At 72.2% G+C, this 18,368-nt stretch carries 18 protein-coding genes; 3 read left to right on the top strand and 15 right to left on the bottom strand.

The genetic code is table 11. The features are described from left to right. Positions 1 to 2 precede the first annotated feature (2 nt). Positions 3 to 1,871, top strand: coding sequence for an AAA family ATPase (locus K8Z49_RS25015; protein WP_412515364.1), 1,869 nt, complete (start codon positions 3 to 5; stop codon positions 1,869 to 1,871). Here K8Z49_RS25015 and K8Z49_RS25020 read toward each other — a convergent pair. From K8Z49_RS25020 to K8Z49_RS25050, 7 genes are all read right to left on the bottom strand, one after another. Continuing rightward, complete coding sequence (locus K8Z49_RS25020) at positions 1,868 to 3,736, bottom strand: hypothetical protein (protein ID WP_412515365.1); 1,869 nt, start codon at positions 3,734 to 3,736, stop codon at positions 1,868 to 1,870. The genes K8Z49_RS25015 and K8Z49_RS25020 overlap by 4 nt on opposite strands. After that, on the bottom strand, positions 3,733 to 4,476 hold the full coding sequence (locus K8Z49_RS25025; protein ID WP_412515366.1) for a hypothetical protein: 744 nt from the start codon (positions 4,474 to 4,476) through the stop codon (positions 3,733 to 3,735). Before K8Z49_RS25025 ends, K8Z49_RS25020 begins: the two co-directional genes overlap by 4 nt. 81 nt (positions 4,477 to 4,557) lie before the next feature. Continuing rightward, positions 4,558 to 5,589: an ABC transporter substrate-binding protein gene (locus K8Z49_RS25030; protein ID WP_412515367.1), complete on the bottom strand. Its 1,032-nt coding sequence runs from the start codon at positions 5,587 to 5,589 to the stop codon at positions 4,558 to 4,560. Then, positions 5,586 to 6,440, bottom strand: a complete 855-nt coding sequence (locus K8Z49_RS25035; RefSeq protein ID WP_021596393.1) for an ABC transporter permease — start codon at positions 6,438 to 6,440, stop codon at positions 5,586 to 5,588. The genes K8Z49_RS25030 and K8Z49_RS25035 overlap by 4 nt, the downstream gene beginning before the upstream one ends. Then, complete coding sequence (locus tag K8Z49_RS25040) at positions 6,437 to 7,201, bottom strand: ABC transporter ATP-binding protein (protein WP_021596392.1); 765 nt, start codon at positions 7,199 to 7,201, stop codon at positions 6,437 to 6,439. The genes K8Z49_RS25035 and K8Z49_RS25040 overlap by 4 nt, the downstream gene beginning before the upstream one ends. Further along, positions 7,198 to 8,202, bottom strand: a complete 1,005-nt coding sequence (locus K8Z49_RS25045; protein WP_412515368.1) for a DUF6282 family protein — start codon at positions 8,200 to 8,202, stop codon at positions 7,198 to 7,200. The genes K8Z49_RS25040 and K8Z49_RS25045 overlap by 4 nt, the downstream gene beginning before the upstream one ends. An 82-nt stretch (positions 8,203 to 8,284) precedes the next feature. Then, positions 8,285 to 8,764 (bottom strand): GNAT family N-acetyltransferase, encoded by a 480-nt coding sequence (locus K8Z49_RS25050; RefSeq protein WP_412515369.1) that lies wholly within the window; start codon positions 8,762 to 8,764, stop codon positions 8,285 to 8,287. A 236-nt stretch (positions 8,765 to 9,000) separates the two neighbouring features. Between K8Z49_RS25050 and K8Z49_RS25055 the strand changes: the two genes are divergently transcribed. Beyond that, entirely contained in the window at positions 9,001 to 10,368 is a 1,368-nt protein-coding gene (locus tag K8Z49_RS25055) for a hypothetical protein (protein WP_412515370.1), read from the top strand. Between the two features lie 14 nt (positions 10,369 to 10,382). Here the strand turns inward: K8Z49_RS25055 and dacB are convergent, their stop codons facing one another. From dacB to K8Z49_RS25070, 3 genes are all read right to left on the bottom strand, one after another. Then, positions 10,383 to 11,945, bottom strand: a complete 1,563-nt coding sequence (dacB, locus tag K8Z49_RS25060; protein ID WP_412515371.1) for a D-alanyl-D-alanine carboxypeptidase/D-alanyl-D-alanine-endopeptidase — start codon at positions 11,943 to 11,945, stop codon at positions 10,383 to 10,385. Positions 11,946 to 12,007: 62 nt separating this feature from the next. Next, entirely contained in the window at positions 12,008 to 13,051 is a 1,044-nt protein-coding gene (locus K8Z49_RS25065; protein ID WP_412515372.1) for a maleylacetate reductase, read from the bottom strand. An 81-nt stretch (positions 13,052 to 13,132) separates the two neighbouring features. After that, a complete protein-coding gene (locus K8Z49_RS25070) occupies positions 13,133 to 13,858 on the bottom strand; it encodes an SDR family oxidoreductase (RefSeq protein WP_111830607.1) in 726 nt (241 codons plus the stop codon). A gap of 82 nt (positions 13,859 to 13,940) precedes the next feature. Here K8Z49_RS25070 and K8Z49_RS25075 point away from each other — a divergent pair, with 82 nt between their 5' ends. Continuing rightward, positions 13,941 to 14,831, top strand: a complete 891-nt coding sequence (locus K8Z49_RS25075) for a LysR family transcriptional regulator (protein WP_021599572.1) — start codon at positions 13,941 to 13,943, stop codon at positions 14,829 to 14,831. An 11-nt stretch (positions 14,832 to 14,842) separates the two neighbouring features. Here K8Z49_RS25075 and K8Z49_RS25080 read toward each other — a convergent pair whose 3' ends face one another. The 5 genes from K8Z49_RS25080 to K8Z49_RS25100 are packed head-to-tail and all read right to left on the bottom strand — an operon-like array spanning position 14,843 to position 18,323. Then, positions 14,843 to 16,120 (bottom strand): cytochrome P450, encoded by a 1,278-nt coding sequence (locus K8Z49_RS25080; protein ID WP_021599571.1) that lies wholly within the window; start codon positions 16,118 to 16,120, stop codon positions 14,843 to 14,845. Position 16,121: 1 nt separating this feature from the next. Continuing rightward, the gene (locus tag K8Z49_RS25085) at positions 16,122 to 16,322 is read right to left on the bottom strand and encodes a ferredoxin (RefSeq protein ID WP_021599570.1); all 201 of its coding nucleotides are present in this window, start codon (positions 16,320 to 16,322) and stop codon (positions 16,122 to 16,124) included. Continuing rightward, entirely contained in the window at positions 16,319 to 16,936 is a 618-nt protein-coding gene (locus K8Z49_RS25090) for a TetR/AcrR family transcriptional regulator (RefSeq protein ID WP_021599569.1), read from the bottom strand. The genes K8Z49_RS25085 and K8Z49_RS25090 overlap by 4 nt, the downstream gene beginning before the upstream one ends. Positions 16,937 to 16,980: 44 nt before the next feature. Next, a complete protein-coding gene (locus K8Z49_RS25095) occupies positions 16,981 to 17,532 on the bottom strand; it encodes a carboxymuconolactone decarboxylase family protein (protein WP_412515373.1) in 552 nt (183 codons plus the stop codon). Further along, on the bottom strand, positions 17,529 to 18,323 hold the full coding sequence (locus K8Z49_RS25100) for an IclR family transcriptional regulator (protein WP_412515374.1): 795 nt from the start codon (positions 18,321 to 18,323) through the stop codon (positions 17,529 to 17,531). The genes K8Z49_RS25095 and K8Z49_RS25100 overlap by 4 nt, the downstream gene beginning before the upstream one ends. Positions 18,324 to 18,368 lie beyond the last annotated feature (45 nt).

Raw genomic sequence — 18,368 nt, forward strand, 5'->3', positions numbered from 1 at the left:
CGATGACCGCGACGGAGCCGTCCAAGGCGAAGCACAGGGCGGGCCGCCGCTGGTGGAGGCGCAACGCCACCTACCCGCAGCCCCCGGACGACGGCCCGACCGCCAAGCTCGAGAAGTTCATCGACGCCATGGTGGCGACCGGCCAGACCGGGCAGATCTTCGGCGAGCACGGCATCGGCAAGACGTCCACGTTCGTGTCGTACATCCCGAAGCGGTTCCCCGGCACGACCCTCGTCGTCATCCCCGCGGCGAACCTCACCCCGGACGACCTGCTGGTCAACGCCCCGGTCCGCGACGACGACAGCGGCGAGCTGGTGCTCCGCCAGCTCGTCATGCGCCAGCTCGTCCCCGGCAAGCCGTTCGTCCTCCTCATCGACGACTCGCTCCAGGCGGGCAGCACCGTCCAGTCGCAGCTGATGCAGATCGCCTGCAACTGGACGCTGGGCGAGTACGACCTGCGCGAGCTCGGCTGCGTCGGCGTGTTCCTCACCGACAACGAGTCGCTGGCCGAGACCAGCGTCCGGCGTTCCGACCTGGCGATCCTCGACCGGATGGTCACGATCCGCCTGACGCCGAACGACACCGCGTGGCGGCAGGCGCTCGCCGCGCGGTTCCCCGAGTGGGATCTGCGGGAGGTGTTCCGGGAGTGGGCCTCGCTGAGCCCGCGCCTGCGGTACCTGCTCTCCCCGCGCACCCTGGAGCACGTCCTGCACTGCGCCCGCGCCGGGTTCCCGCTCGCCTGGGGGCTGCCGCTGCTGAACGGCGCCCGGCTGGCGCTGACCGAGGAGGGCAAGGACGGCGAGCCGGGCCGCGACCGGACGGCGGACGTGCTGGACGCCATCGCCGCGGCGGTCGGGGCGCGCAATCCCGCGACCGTCACCGACCCGGTCCGCCGCATCCTGCGGGCCGCGATGACCCACCGCTGGGCGGTGCTGCTGCAGGGCCCGCCCGGCTGCGGCAAGACGGAGATCACCAAGCAGATCGCCCGGGAGGAGACGGGCCGCGACCCCGTCTACTTCTCGCTGCCGGTGACCAACGTCGAGGACCTGTGCGTGCCGGTGCCCGCCCCGGACGGCTCGCTGACCGCGATGCTCGCCCGGTCGCTGCTCGACCCCGAGCCCAAGGTGCTCGTCTGGGACGAGTACAACCGGCCGAAGGACAAGGCGACCTTCGCCAAGCTGATGGAGGTCACGCAGGAGTGGACGCTCGCCGGGCGCCGCATCCCGAACCTGCGCGCGCAGGTGGCGCTGCAGAACCCGCCGTACTACCTGGGCCGCAAGATGCTGGTCGCGAGCAACAACGTGGCGCAGGCGAGCCGGTTCACGATCAGCTACGAGGTGCTCCCGGACGACATCCCCGCCAACGAGTGGCTCATCTCGACGTACGGGGACACGGCCGAGACGGTCCTGGAGTGGTGGAAGAACGACATCGACGACGAGGGCCGCGACTGGATCACCAAGCGCACCCTGGAGCGGCTGATCAAGCTGCACGAGGCGGGCATGCCGCTGGAGCCGGGCCTGATCTATCTCGGTGACGGCGAGTACGCCCCGGTGCCGCTGTCCGCGCTGGAGGCGCGGCTGGCCGGCCGCCCCCAGATCGGCCTGGCCGAGCTCGCCCGCAACCGCGCGAGCTGGGAGGCCCGGCTCGCCGCCGCGGCCGAGGCGTCCGCCGAGGGCACCGACGACACCGACCTGGTGCACCAGGTGTTCTCCAACGCCGAGGTGTCGCAGCTCGAACGGCACCTCGACGTCGTGGCGAGCCTGCTGCGGTACGTGCCGCCGAAGCTGCGGGCCACGTACCTGGTCGGGCAGACCCCGGAGCGGCAGCGCTTCTGGGTGGACGCCCTCGCCAAGATGGCCGAGCCGTCCTAGTCGTCGTCCTCGTCGTAGTCGTCGTCCTCGTCCTCGTCCTCGTCGTAGTCGTCCTCCCAGTCCTCGTCGATGTCCGCGTCGGGGTCGAACTGGCGGATCATCGGGACGGGCACGGTGGACCGCTCGTGGCCGACCGTCCAGGTGTTGCGGAAGAAGTCGAACTTCAGGTGCCGGCAGCCGTCGGCCTCGGCGAACAGGATCGGCGGGACGAGGAAGTGCGCCGCGTCGACGGCGACCGCGGTGGCGATCCAGGTGTCGGCCGAGGGAAAGGGCGGACCGCCCTGGCAGGCGGCGAAGTTCACCGGCGCCGGCGACCGCTTGCCGAGGACGTGGATGCGGTTTCCCTCGACGACGAACATGTCCGGGTCGAGGAGCACGTCCTCGCCCAGCATCAGGATCGGCGCGGGCATGACGTCGGCCTTGGCGGCTTCCTGGGCGCGGGCGTAGTGCTCGATGATGTCGGCGTTGCGCGTGGTGTCGAAATGGGGGCCGATGACGTCACCGCTGCAGATCGCGCAGGCGCAGTCGGGCAGGTCTCCGGTGTCGGCGTCCTCCGGCTCGGGAAAGAGCATGGACTTATCGAACGGCACGACCGGCGACTCGCCGCTCTTGCCCGTGAGGAACGCCGGGATCCAGTCCGTGCCGTCGGCCTCGATCACCTCCGCGTCGCACAGCGTGCGGAACGCGGCGTCACCTATCTTGCAGTTGAAGTAGTCCAGGAGCGCGATGGCGGCGCATTCGGCCGGGGAGAGCCCGTCCTTCGCCTCGAACCAGAAGTCGTGGCCGTTCGCGACGTAGTGCACGCCGCGGAAGTTCTTGTGGACGAACGGCTCTCTCCCGGACGCGGGCGTCAGGCCGTTCCAATGCGCGGCGGCGACCCTGTTGTAGTAGGTGTCGGCGTGGCGGGCGAGTTCGGGTGCGAAGACGCTCTCGCCCGTCCAGTAACAGGCCTTGGCGAACAGCGCGCCGATCTCCGGGTCGTGCTTGAGGCCGTCGCCGGTGAAGACGAGTTCGGTGCGCAGGAACACTTTGCGGCCGTCGCGGTAGGGCGCGCCCTCGTGCTCGTACCGCTGGTCGAAGACCACGCAGGTGAAGGGCTCGATCGCGGTGAGCGCGCCGCCTTCCGCGAGGTCGAGGGCGGGTTCTCCCTCGCCTCCGGTGAGGTAGAGCAGCACGGTGTAGCGGGAGACGTGATTCCGCCCCGCGTCGTAGTAGGGCGTGTCGAGGTGGGGATGGAAGTTGGCGTCGCCGGGCTCGAAACGGTTGCAGCGGAAGACGGGGTTCACGTGCGAGAAACCGTCGAACAGCGAGTCAGGCATCGCCTTGCGCACCGCTTCGGTGAGCGCCTCGGCGAGCAGCCCCGAATGGAAGATGAAGCGTTCACCGCCTCGGGATGAGGCGTTGAGCGGCGGGACGTAGAGGTTCAGCTCATCGAGGCTTTCCAGTAGCGACCTGGTGGGCGCCGGGAGCCGGAGCGAGAGCGTGTACGCATCCTTCGCGAACTCGTCGCACCCGGTGAGTTCGAGGTCAAGCGGGACGTCCGAGAAAAGGCGGTCGAGCGGGAGGATGTTCTCGAACGTCCGGAACGAGAGTTCGCGCGGGTCGGCGAAGACGGCGGCGAGGTCCGGCATGGCCTCGATGGGACGGGCGAACAGGTCCCGGGCCTCGCCGTCGATGCGTTCCGCGTCGACGAAACGCACCTGTTTGAACCGCGCCGTCGGATGCCAGGAAACGGCGAGCCCGTCCACGGTCGCGGCGGGTTCGGCGTCGGTCGCGTCGACCAGCGCGCGGTATTCGGCGACCTCGCCGGCGGGGGCGTCGCCGGTCGACAGCGCGAAGAACCGGTCGCGGAGTTCAAGGCTCATACGCTTCTCCAGAAGCTGCGCAGTGCGGGTGGGAGCTGGGGTGCCTGCGCGAGCAGCGCCGCACCTTCGTCCCCGACGTCCGAGCGGTACAGGAGAAGCCGCGTGAGGGACGGGACGAACGGCGCCGCGAGCAAGGCCCGCACGCCGTCCACGCCGATCTCGTTGTAGCGCAGGTCGAGGTCGTTCAGGCCGGTGAAACGGTGCAGCGCGGGCGTCCCCTTCTCGGTGATCACGTTGTTCTGGAGGCGCAGGCGGCGGACCCCGTTGAAGAGGGGGGCCGCGGCGAGGGCCGCCAGCCCGGTGTTGCCGATGCCGCAGTACCGCAGGTCGAGCGTCTCCAGCGGGTGGCCGCCGGCGGCGGTCCCGAGGTCGGCGGCCTCGGCGCGCAGGTAGGCCGACACCGCGAGCGTCTTCGCGCCGAGCGCGCCGATGCGCAGGTACGACAGGTCGAGCTCGGTGAGCCCGCCGAGGTCGAGCGTCGCGAGCGCGCCCGTCTCGACGGTCGTGGCGGGGGTCGGCTCGCCGTCCTCGTCGCGGTCGTCCTCCCAGTACAGGTGGTCGTCCTCCCCGCCCTCCGGCGCCGTGATCCGCAGCGCCGTGACCGACGGTACGCGCAGGGCCCGGCCGATCAGCACCGGCGCCGCGTCCGACCATTCGACGGCGACCTTCGCGGCGGCCCCGCCGCGGTGCCGCAGGAAGGTCACCCCCGCCGGCGGCCGTTCAAGATCAGCTGCCTCCATTCGGCGCATCCTAGGTGCGACCACCGACACCCGGGGCGCGAATGGACGGTCCGGCCCGCGCCGCGCGCGGGCCGGACCCGCTCAGGAGTTCGCCGAGATCCGCAGATTCGGCGGGACGACCTCCTCGTAGGTCGGGAGGCGCTTGACCAGGCCGGTGCTGCGGTGGAACTGGATGGCCGAGTCGAACGAGGCGCGGGTGAAGCCGATCTGCGGGGGGATCTCCCGCCGGATGATCGGGGGCAGCTCGGCGAGGGCCTTGGGGTCGGTGCCCTTCAGGTAGCCGGCCAGCAGGGCGGGGATCTCCTCGGGGTGGTCGTGGATGTCGCGCTGCGCTCGGGCGAGGGCGCGCTGGAAGGCCGCGATCTCCTTGCGCTTCTTGTCGATGAGGCGCTGGGTGGTGAAGACGACGCCGTGCGTGGTGTTCTGGAAGCCGGGGATGTCGCCGCGGACCGGGGAGATGTAGAGCGACCCGGCGCCCGCGGCCTTGGCCTGCTGCGCGATCGGCTGGAAGAACGACAGGGCGTCCACCCGGCCGGTCTTCAGCGCGCCGATGGCGGAGGTGGCCTTGGCGCCGAGGTTGACCAGCTCGGCGTCCCGGTCGGACCGCATCCCGACCCGCTGGAAAAGGTAGGTGATGAGCGCCTCGGTGCCGCTGCCGGGGCCGGTGATGCCGATCTTCTTGCCGCGCAGGGCGCGGATCCGGTCGTCCAGCGGGGCGGACGCGGGCGCGCCCGGGAAGTCCGGGCTCACGATGACGTCGACGTAATACCGGTCGACGAGGTCGCCGACCAGGCGCGTCCCGTTGTCGATGCGGCGCAGGTTGAGGGCGTCGGTGAGGACGCCCGCGCCGACGTCGATCCCGCCGGACTTGAGCGCCGCCGCCACCTTGGCCCCGGTGCCGAGCCGCGGACGGTCGCCGAGCCGCACGCCCTCCTGCTCGAAGTAGTGCTTCTGCTCGGCGACGTACAGCGGGAAGAACGCGATCGAGTTGCTGATCTGGCCGACGTTCAGCACTCCCGGCGGGGTGGTGGACGTGCGCTTGGCGCACCCGGTGGCCACCAGGACGAGGGCGAGCAGCGCCGCGGTGAGGCGCCTGACCGGGGCGCGCGTCATCGGCGGGCCTCCAGCGGCTTCCAGCGGCTCAGCCTGCGGTCGAGCAGCCCGACGAGCAGGTTCAGCACGGCGGCGATCACGCTCAGCACGACCAGCGTGGCGAACACCCCGGCGGTGTCGAACTGCGCGGCGGCGTCGTTGATCAGGTAGCCGAGGCCGCGGTTGGACGCCACCAGCTCACCGATCACCGCGCCGATCAGCGCGTACGGGATGGCGACCTTCAGGCCGGTGAGAACGCCGGTCATCGAGCCGGGCAGCACGACCTTGAGCAGCACGTGCGCCCGCCCGCCGCCCATCAGCCGGACCGCGTCGATCAGCCCCCGGTCCACCTCCCGGACGCCCGCGACGGTGTTGAGGAACACCAGGAAGAAGACGGTCGCGGCGGCGAGGAACACCTTCATGTTCATGCCGATGCCGAACCAGACGATGAACAGCGGGGCCAGCGCCACCTTCGGGATCGAGTACAGCGCCATGATGAACGGGTCGAGCACCCGGTAGAGCACGCTCGCGGACGCCAGCACGAAGCCGATCACCACGCCGAGCGCCGCGCCCAGCGCGAACCCGTAGGCGATCTCCTGGATGGTGACCCAGGTGTTGGACCACAGGACGCCGTCCTCGTGCCATTCGACGAGGCGCTCCCAGATCTCCGACGGCCTGCTGGTGAAGATGACGTCGAACCACCGGTCCGCCGCCCACTGCCAGATGAGCAGCACCGCCACCACGAGAACGACCCGGGCGGCCCACACGCCGGCCGTGCCGCCGTACTTGCCCATGAATCCGCGTTCGATCGGGACGGTTTCGGGTGCCCCGCCGTTGTCGACGTCCGGGACGGGCTTGGTCTCCGCGCTCATCGCGCTCCCTCCCTCAGGGCGTCGGTCAGCTTGCGGTGCAGGGCGACGAAGCGGGCGTCGACCCGCATCTCGTCGGGGTCGCGCGGCCGGGGCAGGCCGATCTCCTCGTCCAGCACGATGCGGCCGAGGCGGCCGAGCACGACCACCCGGTCCCCGAGCAGCAGGGCCTCCTCGATGTCGTGCGTCACGAACACCACGGTCTGGCCGCTGCCCTGCCAGAGCCGGAGCAGCTCCTTCTGCAGGTCGGAGCGCAGCTGGGCGTCGAGGGCGCCGAACGGCTCGTCCATCAGCAGGGTCTCGGGGTCGCCGACGAGCATCCGGGCGAGGCTGACCCGCCGCCGCATGCCGCCGGACAGCTCGCGCGGGTAGTGCTTCTCGAACCCGCGGAGGCCGACGCGCTCGATCAGCTCCTCGGCCCGCTTCCGGCGCTCGCGGGCGGGCACCTTCCGCAGCTCCATCGGCATCTCGATGTTGCGCCGGACGTCCCGCCAGGGCATCAGCGTGTCGGACTGCGTCAGGTAGCCGACCTCGACGCGCGGCCGGGACACCGGCTTCTCGCGGTACAGCACCTCGCCGGAGGTGGGCGGGATGAGCCCGGCGAGCAGGTTGAGGATGGTGGACTTGCCGCAGCCGCTGCGGCCGAGCACGCTGACGAAGCCGCCCTCGGCGACGTCCAGGCTGAAGTCGCGGAGCGCGACGATCCCCCGATCGTCCTTGACGAACTGCTTGCTCAGATTCTTGATCTTCAGGACCTCGGTCATCGCCGGGCCTCCTCGGCATCATCGGCGCCGGAGGCGCCCCGGGGGGTGTGGGGGGTCGTCCCCCCTCGGGAGACATCGCTTTTGTCGGCGCCGGCCAGTCGGCGGGTGTTGCGGACCGCCATGGTCCGCACCTCCTCCTCGGTGAATCCCTCGGCGAGGAGCCGGTCCGCCATGAGCGCCAGCCCGTCCTCCACAGGCGGGTTGAACGGCTGGCCGAGGTCGCTGGACAGGACGGAGTGCTCCGGCCCGACCGCCCTGATGTTCTCCACCCAGACGTCCCAGGAGACCTTGCCGGTGTAAGGGGTGGTGAAGCAGCGCTCCATCAGGGCGCCCTTGGCGGCGAGGTCCCGCTGCCGCTCGACGCCGACCCGCTGGGAGGTGAACTCGGGGTGGGTGACGACGATGCGCCGCACGCCCTCCTCGACGGCGGCGTCCACGACGGTGCCGATCTCGGCGGTGCTGAGGTGGCCGGTGGCGAGCGTCATGTCGTGCTTGGCGATCACCCGGAGCACCTGCCGGGTGGCGTCGTTGACCTTCCCGCCCGCGTCGACGACGTCCACGGGGTCGGCGGCCATGCCGTCGGCGCGCAGCTCGTCCTGCAGCTGCGCCCACATGGGCGGACGCGCCCCTTCGGGGTCATGCGCCGTGCATTCGCGCTGGTTGGCGCTGTCGACGGTCGGCAGCCAGACGAACTGCGCGCCGGCGCGCCCGGCCAGCTCGACCGCGACGGGGTTCATGCCCCCGACGGACCCGTTGAGCGTGATCGCCCCGACCGCGCCGAACCCGGGGTGGGCGGCGCGGACCACGGCGGCGCGCTCCGCGGTGGGGAAGTAGTGCGACTTCAGCACGAATCCGCCGAGTCCCACCTCGGCGAACCTCGGTGCGAGCGTGAGGTCGTCGATGCGGCGCCGCATTACGTCCGGGGCCACGTGGATGTGCACGTCGTACCCGCCCCGGACGAGGTCCCGGGCGCGGGCGGACGGCTTCGGATGGTCGGTCATCCCTGCCCCTTATGTCGCCATGACTGATGCCGAGATTGTTAACAATTTCGGCGACATCGTCAATAGCCAGGCCTCGGCGTCGTCATCCGAGGGGCTTGACGTACCGGTGCACGGGAACGTCCACGCGGCCCGTCGCCGTGGGCGCCGAGTAGGTCATCGGCCCCGTGTCGCGCCATCCGTGGAACTCGTAGAACCGGCGCGCCCGCGTGTTGCCCGGCACGACCGCGAGCCACGCCTCGGAGTGCCGCCCCGAGAACCGCTCCTCCGCGGCTCGCAGCAGCGCCCCGCCGACGCCCCCGCCGCGGGCGGACCGGTCGACGGCCAGCTGGACGACCTCGCCGTCGTCGTCCCCGAGGATGATCAGCCCGAGCAGGCGGTCCTCCACGTCGACCGCGACGACCGTCGACGGCGCGTACTTCTTCGCGTGGGCCTCGAAGTGCTCCGGCCCGCGGACCGCCATCAGCTCGTCCGGCACATGGCCGACGTGCCCGTCGAGCCAGGCCGCCCGCCAGAGCGGAGCCAGCCGCGGCACGTCGTCCGGTCGTGCGGCGCGCAGGATCATCGCCCTCACCCTCCCCCTGTCGTCACTGACATAGTCGGTTACGCCAGTGACACGCTAGGCATGCCGGAGTTCCCCGGTCAATGACCTACCCGGACGCGCATGGGCGGGTTAAGGGCGCGGGCAAGAGATCGTCCAGGACGGGTCGAGCCGCCTCCGGCGGCGGCCGGGCGGCCGTAGGGTCCGTGCGAGCCGCGCCGACCGGGCGCGGCGCGGTTGTGTTCGGGGGGAGGCGCGCCATGAGGGCACGCGGGAAGGTGACGGCCGCGGCCGGGGCGGTCGCGGTGGCGGCCGTCTCCGCCGCATGGCCGGCGCGGGCGGAGGACAGGTGGGTCCTCGTCGCCCGCGAGGGGTTCGACCGCCCGCTGCGGGTGGACGGCGCGGCGTGGCGCCTGGACCCGCAGGGGCCGCGCAGCCCCTGGCACGTCGACGCGTTCGACGACGACGGCGAGGCCTGGAAGAAGATCAGCGGGCGGCGGTTCCAGCGGCGGCTCGACACGCTGAACGTGTTCCGCAAGCGCGTCGCGTTCGGGCGGAAGGGGTGGCTCACCGCCGAGGTCGCGGCCGTCGACAAGGACAGGGACGGGCGCCCCGACTCCCGTCCCGGGGTCTCCAGGGCCTCGCTGCCGGGCGGCCAGAGGGTCGCGCGGATCTCCGAGCCGAGCTGGGACGCCGGGGTGCTGATCCGGCCCACCCGCCCGCTCCCCCGGCACTACCGCGTGGAGATGACGCTGCGCGGCATCGACTTCGGGGGCAAGCGGCACGGCACGTTCGACTACAACGGCCGGCACAACGGCTACACCCGGGAGCCCTGCAAGACCCGGTACCCGTGGACGTTCCAGGGCGCGATCCCCGGCAAGAAGCGCTGCCAGTACCCGGACGTGACCAGGGAGAACGGCTTCTACTACCTGACGATCCTCGACTACGCGACGCCCGCGCCGCACGGCAACCCCGGCATCCACTTCCGCCGCAAGGTCATCATGGACGGCTACTACAGCGACGACGCCCGCTGGAAGAACGCCGCGACCTGCAACCCGAAGACCCGCCGGATGTACCGGACGTTCGACGGCACCTTCAACGGCGTCAACGCGCTGTTCCCGCGCGGCGACCGGTTCCGCGAGGCCGCCAACAACAACATCAGCAACGAGTACTACGCCAAGACCGCCTGCGGGAACGCGTCAATGGACGAGCGCTACGGGCCGGGCGGCAAGTTCGAGGGCCACCTGACCAGCGCCGAGATCCGTCCGGAGCTGCTGCCCAAGGCCGCCTACCGGTTCGCCATCGAGCGCGACCGCACCGGGTACACGCTGGAGATGAGCGGGCCGTTCCTGCACTCGGGGCAGCGGACGCTGCGCGTCCACCACGACTTCGTGGAGAACGGCCGCCCGATCTGGCACTACAACCAGACGCCCGGCGAGTACGACGGCAGGTTCGACCGCAGGCTCGTCCACAAAGGCCCCGCCGGGACGTACACGACGGAGCACGCGTGGCCGAAGGGCTCGGCCTACCCGGACTCGTTCATCATCGGCGACCCGCACCTGAACTACTACGAGGGGGAGGCGTACGTGGACGACATCCGCCTGTACGTTCCCGGGGGCGAGAAGTAGTCAGCGACGGCGGCTCAGCAGCGCTTGATCCAGGAGCACTCCAGCTGCGGCCCGGTCTGCGCGGTGCGCAGCGTCCGGGTCGCGGCGGCGGGGTCTCCCCCGGCCAGCCGGATGGCGATCTTGTCCTCGATGTCCTTGGGCGCGGCGCCCTGGTAGCCGTTGAGCACGACGGAGAAGACCAGCCTGCTCCCGGCCTGGTCGGTGACGTAGCCGGACAGGCCGGTGGCGCCGGTCAGCGTGCCGGTCTTGGCGTGCACGTTGCCCGCCGCCGGGGTGTTGCGCATCCGCGAGGTGAGCGTCCCGCCGACCAGGCGGTCGGGGTCGCCGGCGATCGGCAGCGCGGCGTACCAGGTGGAGTACCAGGGGGCCTTCTGCGCCTTCGTCAGGACGGTGCTCAGGTCCTGCGACGTGGTGCGGTTGCTGCGGGACAGGCCCGACCCGTCGGCCATGTCGAGCCGCGCGGCGGGAACGCCCTGGCCGCGGACGTACTTCTCGATCACCGGCAGGCCCGCCGTCCAGCTCCCGCTGTTCCTCTTCGCCCGGCCGATCGCCTTGACCAGCGTCTCGGCGATCATGTTGTTGCTGAGCTTGAGGAACGGGGTCATCAGCTGCGACAGCGGCATCGAGGCGCGGGTGGCGAGCCGCGCGGTGCCCTTGGGCGTCCGGCCGCGCTCGGTCGTGCCGCCGACCTGGACGCCGTGCGCCTTCAGCGCGGTGCGGAAGACGTCCGCCGCGTACATGGTGGGGTTTTCGACCGTGCGCAGCGTGCTGTACGTCGAGCCGCCGACCGGGTAGGAGCCGCTGACCACGATGGTGTTGGTCCCGTTGTCCCGGTTGACCGACAGGGTGGACGCCGAGCCCGGCGCGCCCGTCACCGCACGATTGTCGATCTTGACGACATGGGTGGCGGGGGCGAGGGCGACCTTCACCGGCTCGCCCTCGGCGCCCGGCGCCACCGTCACGTTGACGGAGCCGGCGTCGAAGTCGTCGTTCGGCGAGACGGTCAGCGCGGACGTCTGGCCGGCGTAGTAGTACTGCAGGTCGGTGGGGTCCCAGTGGGAGGGGACGCGGACGGCGTCGAACCAGGAGTCGTCCGCGACCAGGTCGCCCTCGACGCGCTTGACGCCCCGCGCAGCGACCTGGGCGGCGAGCCGGTCGTAGTCGGCGGCCTTCATCGTCGGGTCGCCGGTGCCCTTGAGGTACAGGTCGCCCTTGACGGACGAGCCCGCCACCTTCCCCGCGTACACGCTCGTCCGGAACCGGTACCCGGTGCCCAGCAGCGACAGCGCCGCACCGGAGGTGTAGATCTTCAGGTTCGAGGCGGGCAGCACCGCGTTCTTCGGGCCCCGCGCGTACCGGACGGCCCCGGTCTTCGCGTCGCGGACCACGGCTCCGACGGTGGCGCCCTTGAGGCGCTCGTCGGCGAGGATGGCGTCGAGGTCCTTGCCCAGATCCCCCGGCGCGGCGGCCGGCGCCGCCGCCGGTGCGGCGATGACCTGGGCGTGTGCCGCCGGTGCCGCGAGCACCGACGATCCGGCGAGCAGGACGGACGTGATTCGCACCAGTGGTCCACGCATGGAGAGCGATCGTAGGGCATTGATCAACTCCAATACAGGAGAACGGCGCGAACGGGCATGGCTCACCACATGGCGTCGAGAAGCTCCGTGACCGCGGCGACGTCGAGGGGGCGGGGGTTCGGGTACGGCTCGGCCACCACCCGTTCGGCGACCCTCGGCAGCTTCCCCCGGGGCACGTCGAGCTGGGAGAGGCGCGTCGGCCCCTCGTGGGCGCGGGCCGGCTCGGCGACGGCGGCGACCGGGTCGGGCCCGGTCACCCGCGCCAGCCGGGCGGCCGCGGCGGGCGCCGACGGCAGGTTGAACGCCATCACGTGCGGCAGCAGCATCGTGTGCAGCTCGGCGTGCGGAAGGTCGAAGGCGCCCCCGAGAACGTGCGCGAGCTGGTGGTGCAGGCCCATCCGGGTCTGCGCGAGGCAGATCCCGGCCAGCCACCCGGCCGCCTGGAGGCGCGCCCGGCCTTCGAGGCCGGACGGGTCGTCCAGCACGCCGGGCAGCGCGCCCAGGACGCCGGCGAAGGCCTCGGTGGCGAGCGCGTCGGTGACCGGCGTGGCGTCCGGCGCCCACAGGGCCTCGACGGCGTGGGCGAGCGCGTTCATGGCGCTGGTCCGGGTCAGTCCGGGCGGCATGCCCAGCGTGAGGCCGGGGTCGTAGACGACCGTGCCGGGCGCCAGGGCGGGGTCGCGGCGGGTGGTCTTCACCTTGTCCTCGGTCTCCCCGAGGACGGGCGTCATCTCCGAGCCCGCATAGGTGGTCGGGACGGCGACCTGCGGCATTCCGGTCCGCGCCGACAGCGCCTTGGCCAGCCCGATCGCGGACCCGCCGCCGATCGCGACGACGCAGTCCGCGTCCCCGGCGAGCCCCATGGCCTCCGCGGTCACGGCGACCGGCGTGTGCGGCGCCGGCCGGTCGAACCGCGCCGCCAGCCGCGGCCCCAGCGCCGCCGCGACCCGGTCGGCGGCGCCGGCGGCGGACCGGGTGGCGACCAGCAGCACCCGCCGCTCCCCGAGCCGCGCGACCTCCGCGCCGACGCGCTCGACCGCCCCGGGCCCGATCACCACGCGCACCGCGAGCGTCTCGTGAACGGACACCGCACCGCCGCCGCTCATGCCGACCACACGAAAAGGAGAGTCATGCGTTCTCTCATAGCCGCCGGAACCGTCCCGCGTCCAGGAGCGGGGCGGCGGGTGTTACCAGGGGATCGGGCCGTCGTCTTCGAAGAACCCGCCGGTGGGGCCGTCGTCGGGGAGGGTCGCGAGGTGGATTCCGATCGCCGCGCCCTGCTCCGGGGTGCGGTGTCCGCGGAAGCCGTTGAGGTCGGTCGCGCAGAAACCGGGGCAGCCCGCGTTGATCAGGATGTTCGTGTCCCGCAACTCCTTCGCGTACTGGACGGTGACGGCGTTGAGGAACGTCTTCGACGGCGAGTAGGCGGCCGCGATCGGGCCCGTTTCGGCGCCGGGAGTGGTCTGCCGGGTCAGGGAGCCGACGCTGCTGGACATGTTCACGATCCGCGGCGAGGACGAGCGGCGCAGCAGCGGCAGCATCGCGTTGGTGACGCGGATGACGCCGATCACGTTGGTCTCCACGACCGTCCGCATGGTCTCGGGGGCGACCCGGGTGGGTTCCTGCGGCGCGCCGCCGGTCACGCCGGCGTTGTTGACCAGCACGTCGAGCCGCCCGGCCCGCTCCCGGATCAGCTCCGCGGCGGCGGCCACGCTCGCGTCGTCGGTCACGTCCAGCGGGACACCGAAGGCATCGGCGCCGCCCGCGCGCAGCTTCTCCACGGCGGCCTCCCGGCGCTCCGCGTCCCGGGCGCCGACGCCGACGCTCCAGCCGAGGGCGCCCAGGCCGGCCGCGATCTCGTACCCGATCCCCTTGTTCGCGCCGGTCACCAGCGCGATCGTCTTTTCGCTCATGCGTTCATCCTGCGCGCCCCCGGGGCGAGGGCTCCAACACCGTCTGAGTAGGCCGTGATACCTCGCGGGTATCGTGACGGTCATGGAGACGCGGGAGCTGCGGTACTTCGTCGCCGTCGCCGAGGAACTGCACTTCGGCCGCGCGGCGGAGCGCCTCGGGATCGCGCAGCCGCCGCTGTCGCGGGCGATCCGCCAGCTCGAACGGCGGCTCGGGGTCACGCTGCTGGAGCGGACCAACCGCACCGTCGCGCTCACCGAGGCCGGATCGGTGCTGCTCCGCGAAGGGCGGGCCGCCCTCGACGCGATCGCGGCCGCCGACCGCCGCACGCGCCGCGCCGCGCAGGCCGAACCGGGTCTGGTCCTGGTCTCCAAGGCCGGGGCGACCAGCGAGCTGCTGCTGAAACTGCTCGACGCGTACGCCGCGGAGCCGGGCGCGGTCACCGTCGAGGTGCTCCTGTGCGGCCCCGGCGAGCAGGAGCGGCTGCTCCGGGACGGCCGGGCCGACGTCGCGCTGCTGCACCGGCCGTTCGACTCGGTGGCCGGCTTCGACACCGAGGAGCTCCACACGGAGGGCCAGGTGATCGTCCTGCCGTCCGGGCACCCGCTCACCGCCGAGCCTCACCTGCGCATGGCCGACGTCACCGCGCTGCCCGGCCTGCCGCTGCCCCGCTGGCCCGGTCTCGACGGCACGTACGCCGACGGCCCCGGCCCGGCGGTCCGGGACCACGCGCAACTGCTGCAACTGATCACCCTCGGCCGGGCCTCGGCGGTCCTGCCGGAGTCGGTCCGGACCCACCTGCACGAGGGCCTCACCACCGTCCCGCTGCTGGACGCCCCACTGGTGACCACGGTGATCGCCTGGCCCCCGCACAGCCGCTCCCAGCCCCTCGCCGCCCTCGTCCGGGTGGCGACCGGCCTCCACACCCACCACGAGCCGGTCCACCCGAACGCCGAGCCGAGCCCGTCCACCTGAAGCGTGGCGGCCTACCGGGAGCCGAGGCGGACGGGGAGGGTGCGGGGGCCGCGGACCTGGCCGGCGGCCCAGGTCACCGCGGACGGGTCGTCCAGGGTGAAGGACGGGACGCGTTCGAGCCACACCTCCAGGGCCACCCGGAGCTCCATGCGGGCCAGGTGGGAGCCGAGGCAGCGGTGGATGCCGAGGCCGAACGCGGCGTGCCTGTTGACCTCCCGGTCGATGACGACCTCGCCCGCCCGGTCGAACTGGGCCGGGTCGCGGTTGGCCGCGGGGAACGACAGCAGGACCCAGTCCTCGGCCTTCATGTCGACGCCGCCGAAGCGCGTGTCCTCGCGCACCAGGCGCGCCATCGTGACCGGCGCGTAGGCGCGCAGGAACTCCTCCATCGCGGTGGGCAGCAGCGACGGCTCGGCGACGAGGCGCTCCCGGTCGGCCGGGGTCTTCGCCAGATGCCACAGGGACGCGCCGATCGCGCTCCACGTCGTGTCGATCCCGGCGATGAGCAGCAGCGCCATCGTCCCGGAGACGTGGGACGGGTCGAGCTTGCGCCCGTACAGTTCGGCGTCGATCAGGTAGCTGGTCAGGTCGTCGCGCGGGTGGGCGACGTGGTCGCGGATCTGGTCGAGGAGGTAGTCGAAGAGCGTGTCCATGCGGGCGATGCGCTCGTCCGGCGGGAGGTTGACCCCTTCGAGGGTGTTCTCGACGAACTCGCGGAACTTCGGGCCGTCCTCCGGCGGGAAGCCGAGCATGTCGGCGATGACGCGGATCGGGATGTGCTGGGCGTACTCCTGGGCGGCGTCGACGGTGTCCCGGCCCTCGAAGGAGTCGATGAGGGAGTGGCAGAAGGCCCGGGTCGCCGGCTCCAGGCGCCGCACCGCCGACTTGGTGAACGCGGGCAGCAGCAGCTTGCGCGCGTCGTGGTGGAACGGCGGGTCGGACGAGATCGGCGGCGTGACGCCGACCGGCGCCACCTCGCGCGGGGGGCGGAAGTTGCTCATCACGACCGAGCGGGAGGTGAAGCGCTCGGTGTCGTAGGCGACCGCCGCGACGTCCTCGTACCGGGTCGGCAGCCAGCCGCCGCCGAACCGCCCGGTGTGCGCGACCGGGCAGCGGGACCGCAGGTCGTCCTGGATGGGATACGGGTCGGCCGCCCATTCCGGTTCCAGGTGGGAGAAGTCGGTCGCCCAGTCGGCCACCGGGCCGGTGACGACCTCGTTGCGGGTGCCCTCCGGGCGACTCTCCCGCTGTTCCTCGAAGCTCTTGGCGAAGCGGTCGTCGGCGGCCATCTCATCCCTCCCCGAGGACGTCGATCGCCCGTTCCGGGCAGTTCGCGACGGCGAGGCGCGCGTCGTGCTCGCCGTCCTCGGGGACGACGCCGTCGCCGAGGACCGTCCCGTAGCCCTCGTCGTCCTCGCCGAACACGGCGGGGGCCAGGTCGTAGCACCGGCCGTGGCCCTGGCAGCGCTCCGGATCGATCCGCACCTTCACTGTGGTCCTCCCGCCTGGGGTGTGGGGGCGGGCGGCGCGAACGCCGCCACGACCCGGGTGAGCAGCGCGGCCCACTCCTCGTCCCCGACCTCGTGCATGTCCGCCGGGACGAGCGCGGCGCCCAGCGCGAGCAGCAGGCAGAAATGGGCGAGGGCGTTCGGCGACAGCGCCGGGTCGATCTCGTCGCCCGCCTGGGCGATGTCCATCAGGCCGGCCAGCCAGCCGGCGCGCTCGCCCACGTAGTCGCGCATGGGCCGGGCGACGTCCTCGTCCCGGCGGGCCGCGGCGAGCGCCTCCACGACGAGGTGGGCGCGGGGCTCCTGCCGGTGGGGCAGGCCCCGCCCGATGGTGAGCAGCAGGTCGATGACCGGACGGTCCGGGTCGGCGGCGAACAGCTCGGCGAGCAGCCGCTTCCCGTGCACGCGCAGCGCGGCCACCAGCAGTTCCGCCTTGGAGCCGAAATGCGCGTAGAGGGCGCCGTTGCTCACGCCCGCGGCCCGCGCGATGTCGGCGACGCGCGTCCCGTCGTAGCCGCGCTGGGCGAACGCGTCGGCCGCCGCGCTCAGCAGCCGCTCGCGCGTCTCCGCCCGCGTGACGCCCGCGATGCGTCCCATGAGGGAATTAAACGATTATTCATTTGATGGGTCAAGGGTCCGCCTCAGACGCGGAATGTCCGCATCTGGAGGGCGAGCGTGGAGTAGTAGCCGACGAGCGTGGTCAGCTCGAAGACCGTCTCCCGGTCCAGCGGCGGGACGCAGGACGCCCAGGTCTCGTCGTCCACGTCGCCGCCCACGAGCGCCCGGGTGAGGCGCAGGACGGCGGCCTCGCGAGGGTCGGCGAGGTCCGGCGGGGCCCCGGCCGCGATGGCGGCGAGCTCGTCCTCGGTGAGGCCGGCCGCGCGCCCGACGGCCTCGTGGGCGGCGCGTTCGAAGGCGCAGTCCCAGGCCGCGGCGACGACCAGAATCGCCATCTCGCGGGCCCGCCCGGAGAGCGAGCCCTGGTAGCGGACGGCCGCGCCGAGGCGTTGCAGGGCGTCGCCGAGCGGCGGGTTCAGCAGGAACTCGTTGAACGGCCCGAGCAGGGTGCCCGACTCCGACACCAGGTCGAACAGCCGGGGACCCCGGGCGCGCGGCCCCTCGGTGATCGACCGGTAGAGGGCCAGCCGGTCCCCCTCCAGTTCGGCGGGCGTGAATGCGTGGCGGCGTGTCATCGCGTCCTCAGTCTCGTCGTGATGTCGGCGGCTGTCTCGCGCAGCCGTTCGAGGATGTCCCCGCGCAGGTCGTGCTCCGAGCACCGCTGCGCGGACACGGCGACGTTGACCGCGGCCTCCGGGACGTCGCCGGCGCCGAACACCGGAACCGAGACCGACCGCAGGCCCTGCGCGAGTTCCTCGTCCTGGACGGCGTACCCGTTGCGGCGGACCTGGTCCAGCTGCGGATACAGCTCGTCCGGGCCCGTGACGGCGTTGGGCCCCGCGCCGGGCGTGAACGACGCCTCCGTGACGCGGCGCTCCAGATCCTCCCGGGGCAGGTAGGCGAGCAGCACCTTGCCCATGGAGGTGTAGGTCGCGGGCAGGGTCGAGCCCACGTGCACGTTGGCGGTGACCAGGTCGGCGTTGCGCAGCCGGGCGAGGTAGAGGACGCGGTCCTCGACCAGGACGCCGAGGTTGACGGTCTCGCCCGTCGCCGCCGCGAGCAGCCGGAGGGGGCGGTCGCTGAGCTGCACCAGGCTCGATCCCCGGATGGCCGCCGAGCCGAGCGTGAGCACCTTCACCCCGGGCTGGACGGACCCGTCGTGCCGCCGCTCCAGGTACCCGAGGTCCTCCAGCGTGGAGACGATCCGGAACGCGGTGGGCATCGGGATGCCGGTCAGCGCGGCGATGTCGCTGGTGCGCAGGGACAGCGTCGCCCCCTCGAACAGGCTCAGCACCTGCAGCCCCTTGGCGAGCGCCGCGATGTGGTAGCGCGACCGGTCGCCCGCGCCCCGATCGCTTGACGTCACGAGAGGTCCCCCTCCATACTCTTGGCTAGTAAAAGTTACTTTTAT

Source organism: Actinomadura madurae (genome assembly GCF_047130825.1).
GTDB classification, from domain to species: Bacteria; Actinomycetota; Actinomycetes; order Streptosporangiales; family Streptosporangiaceae; genus Spirillospora; species Spirillospora madurae.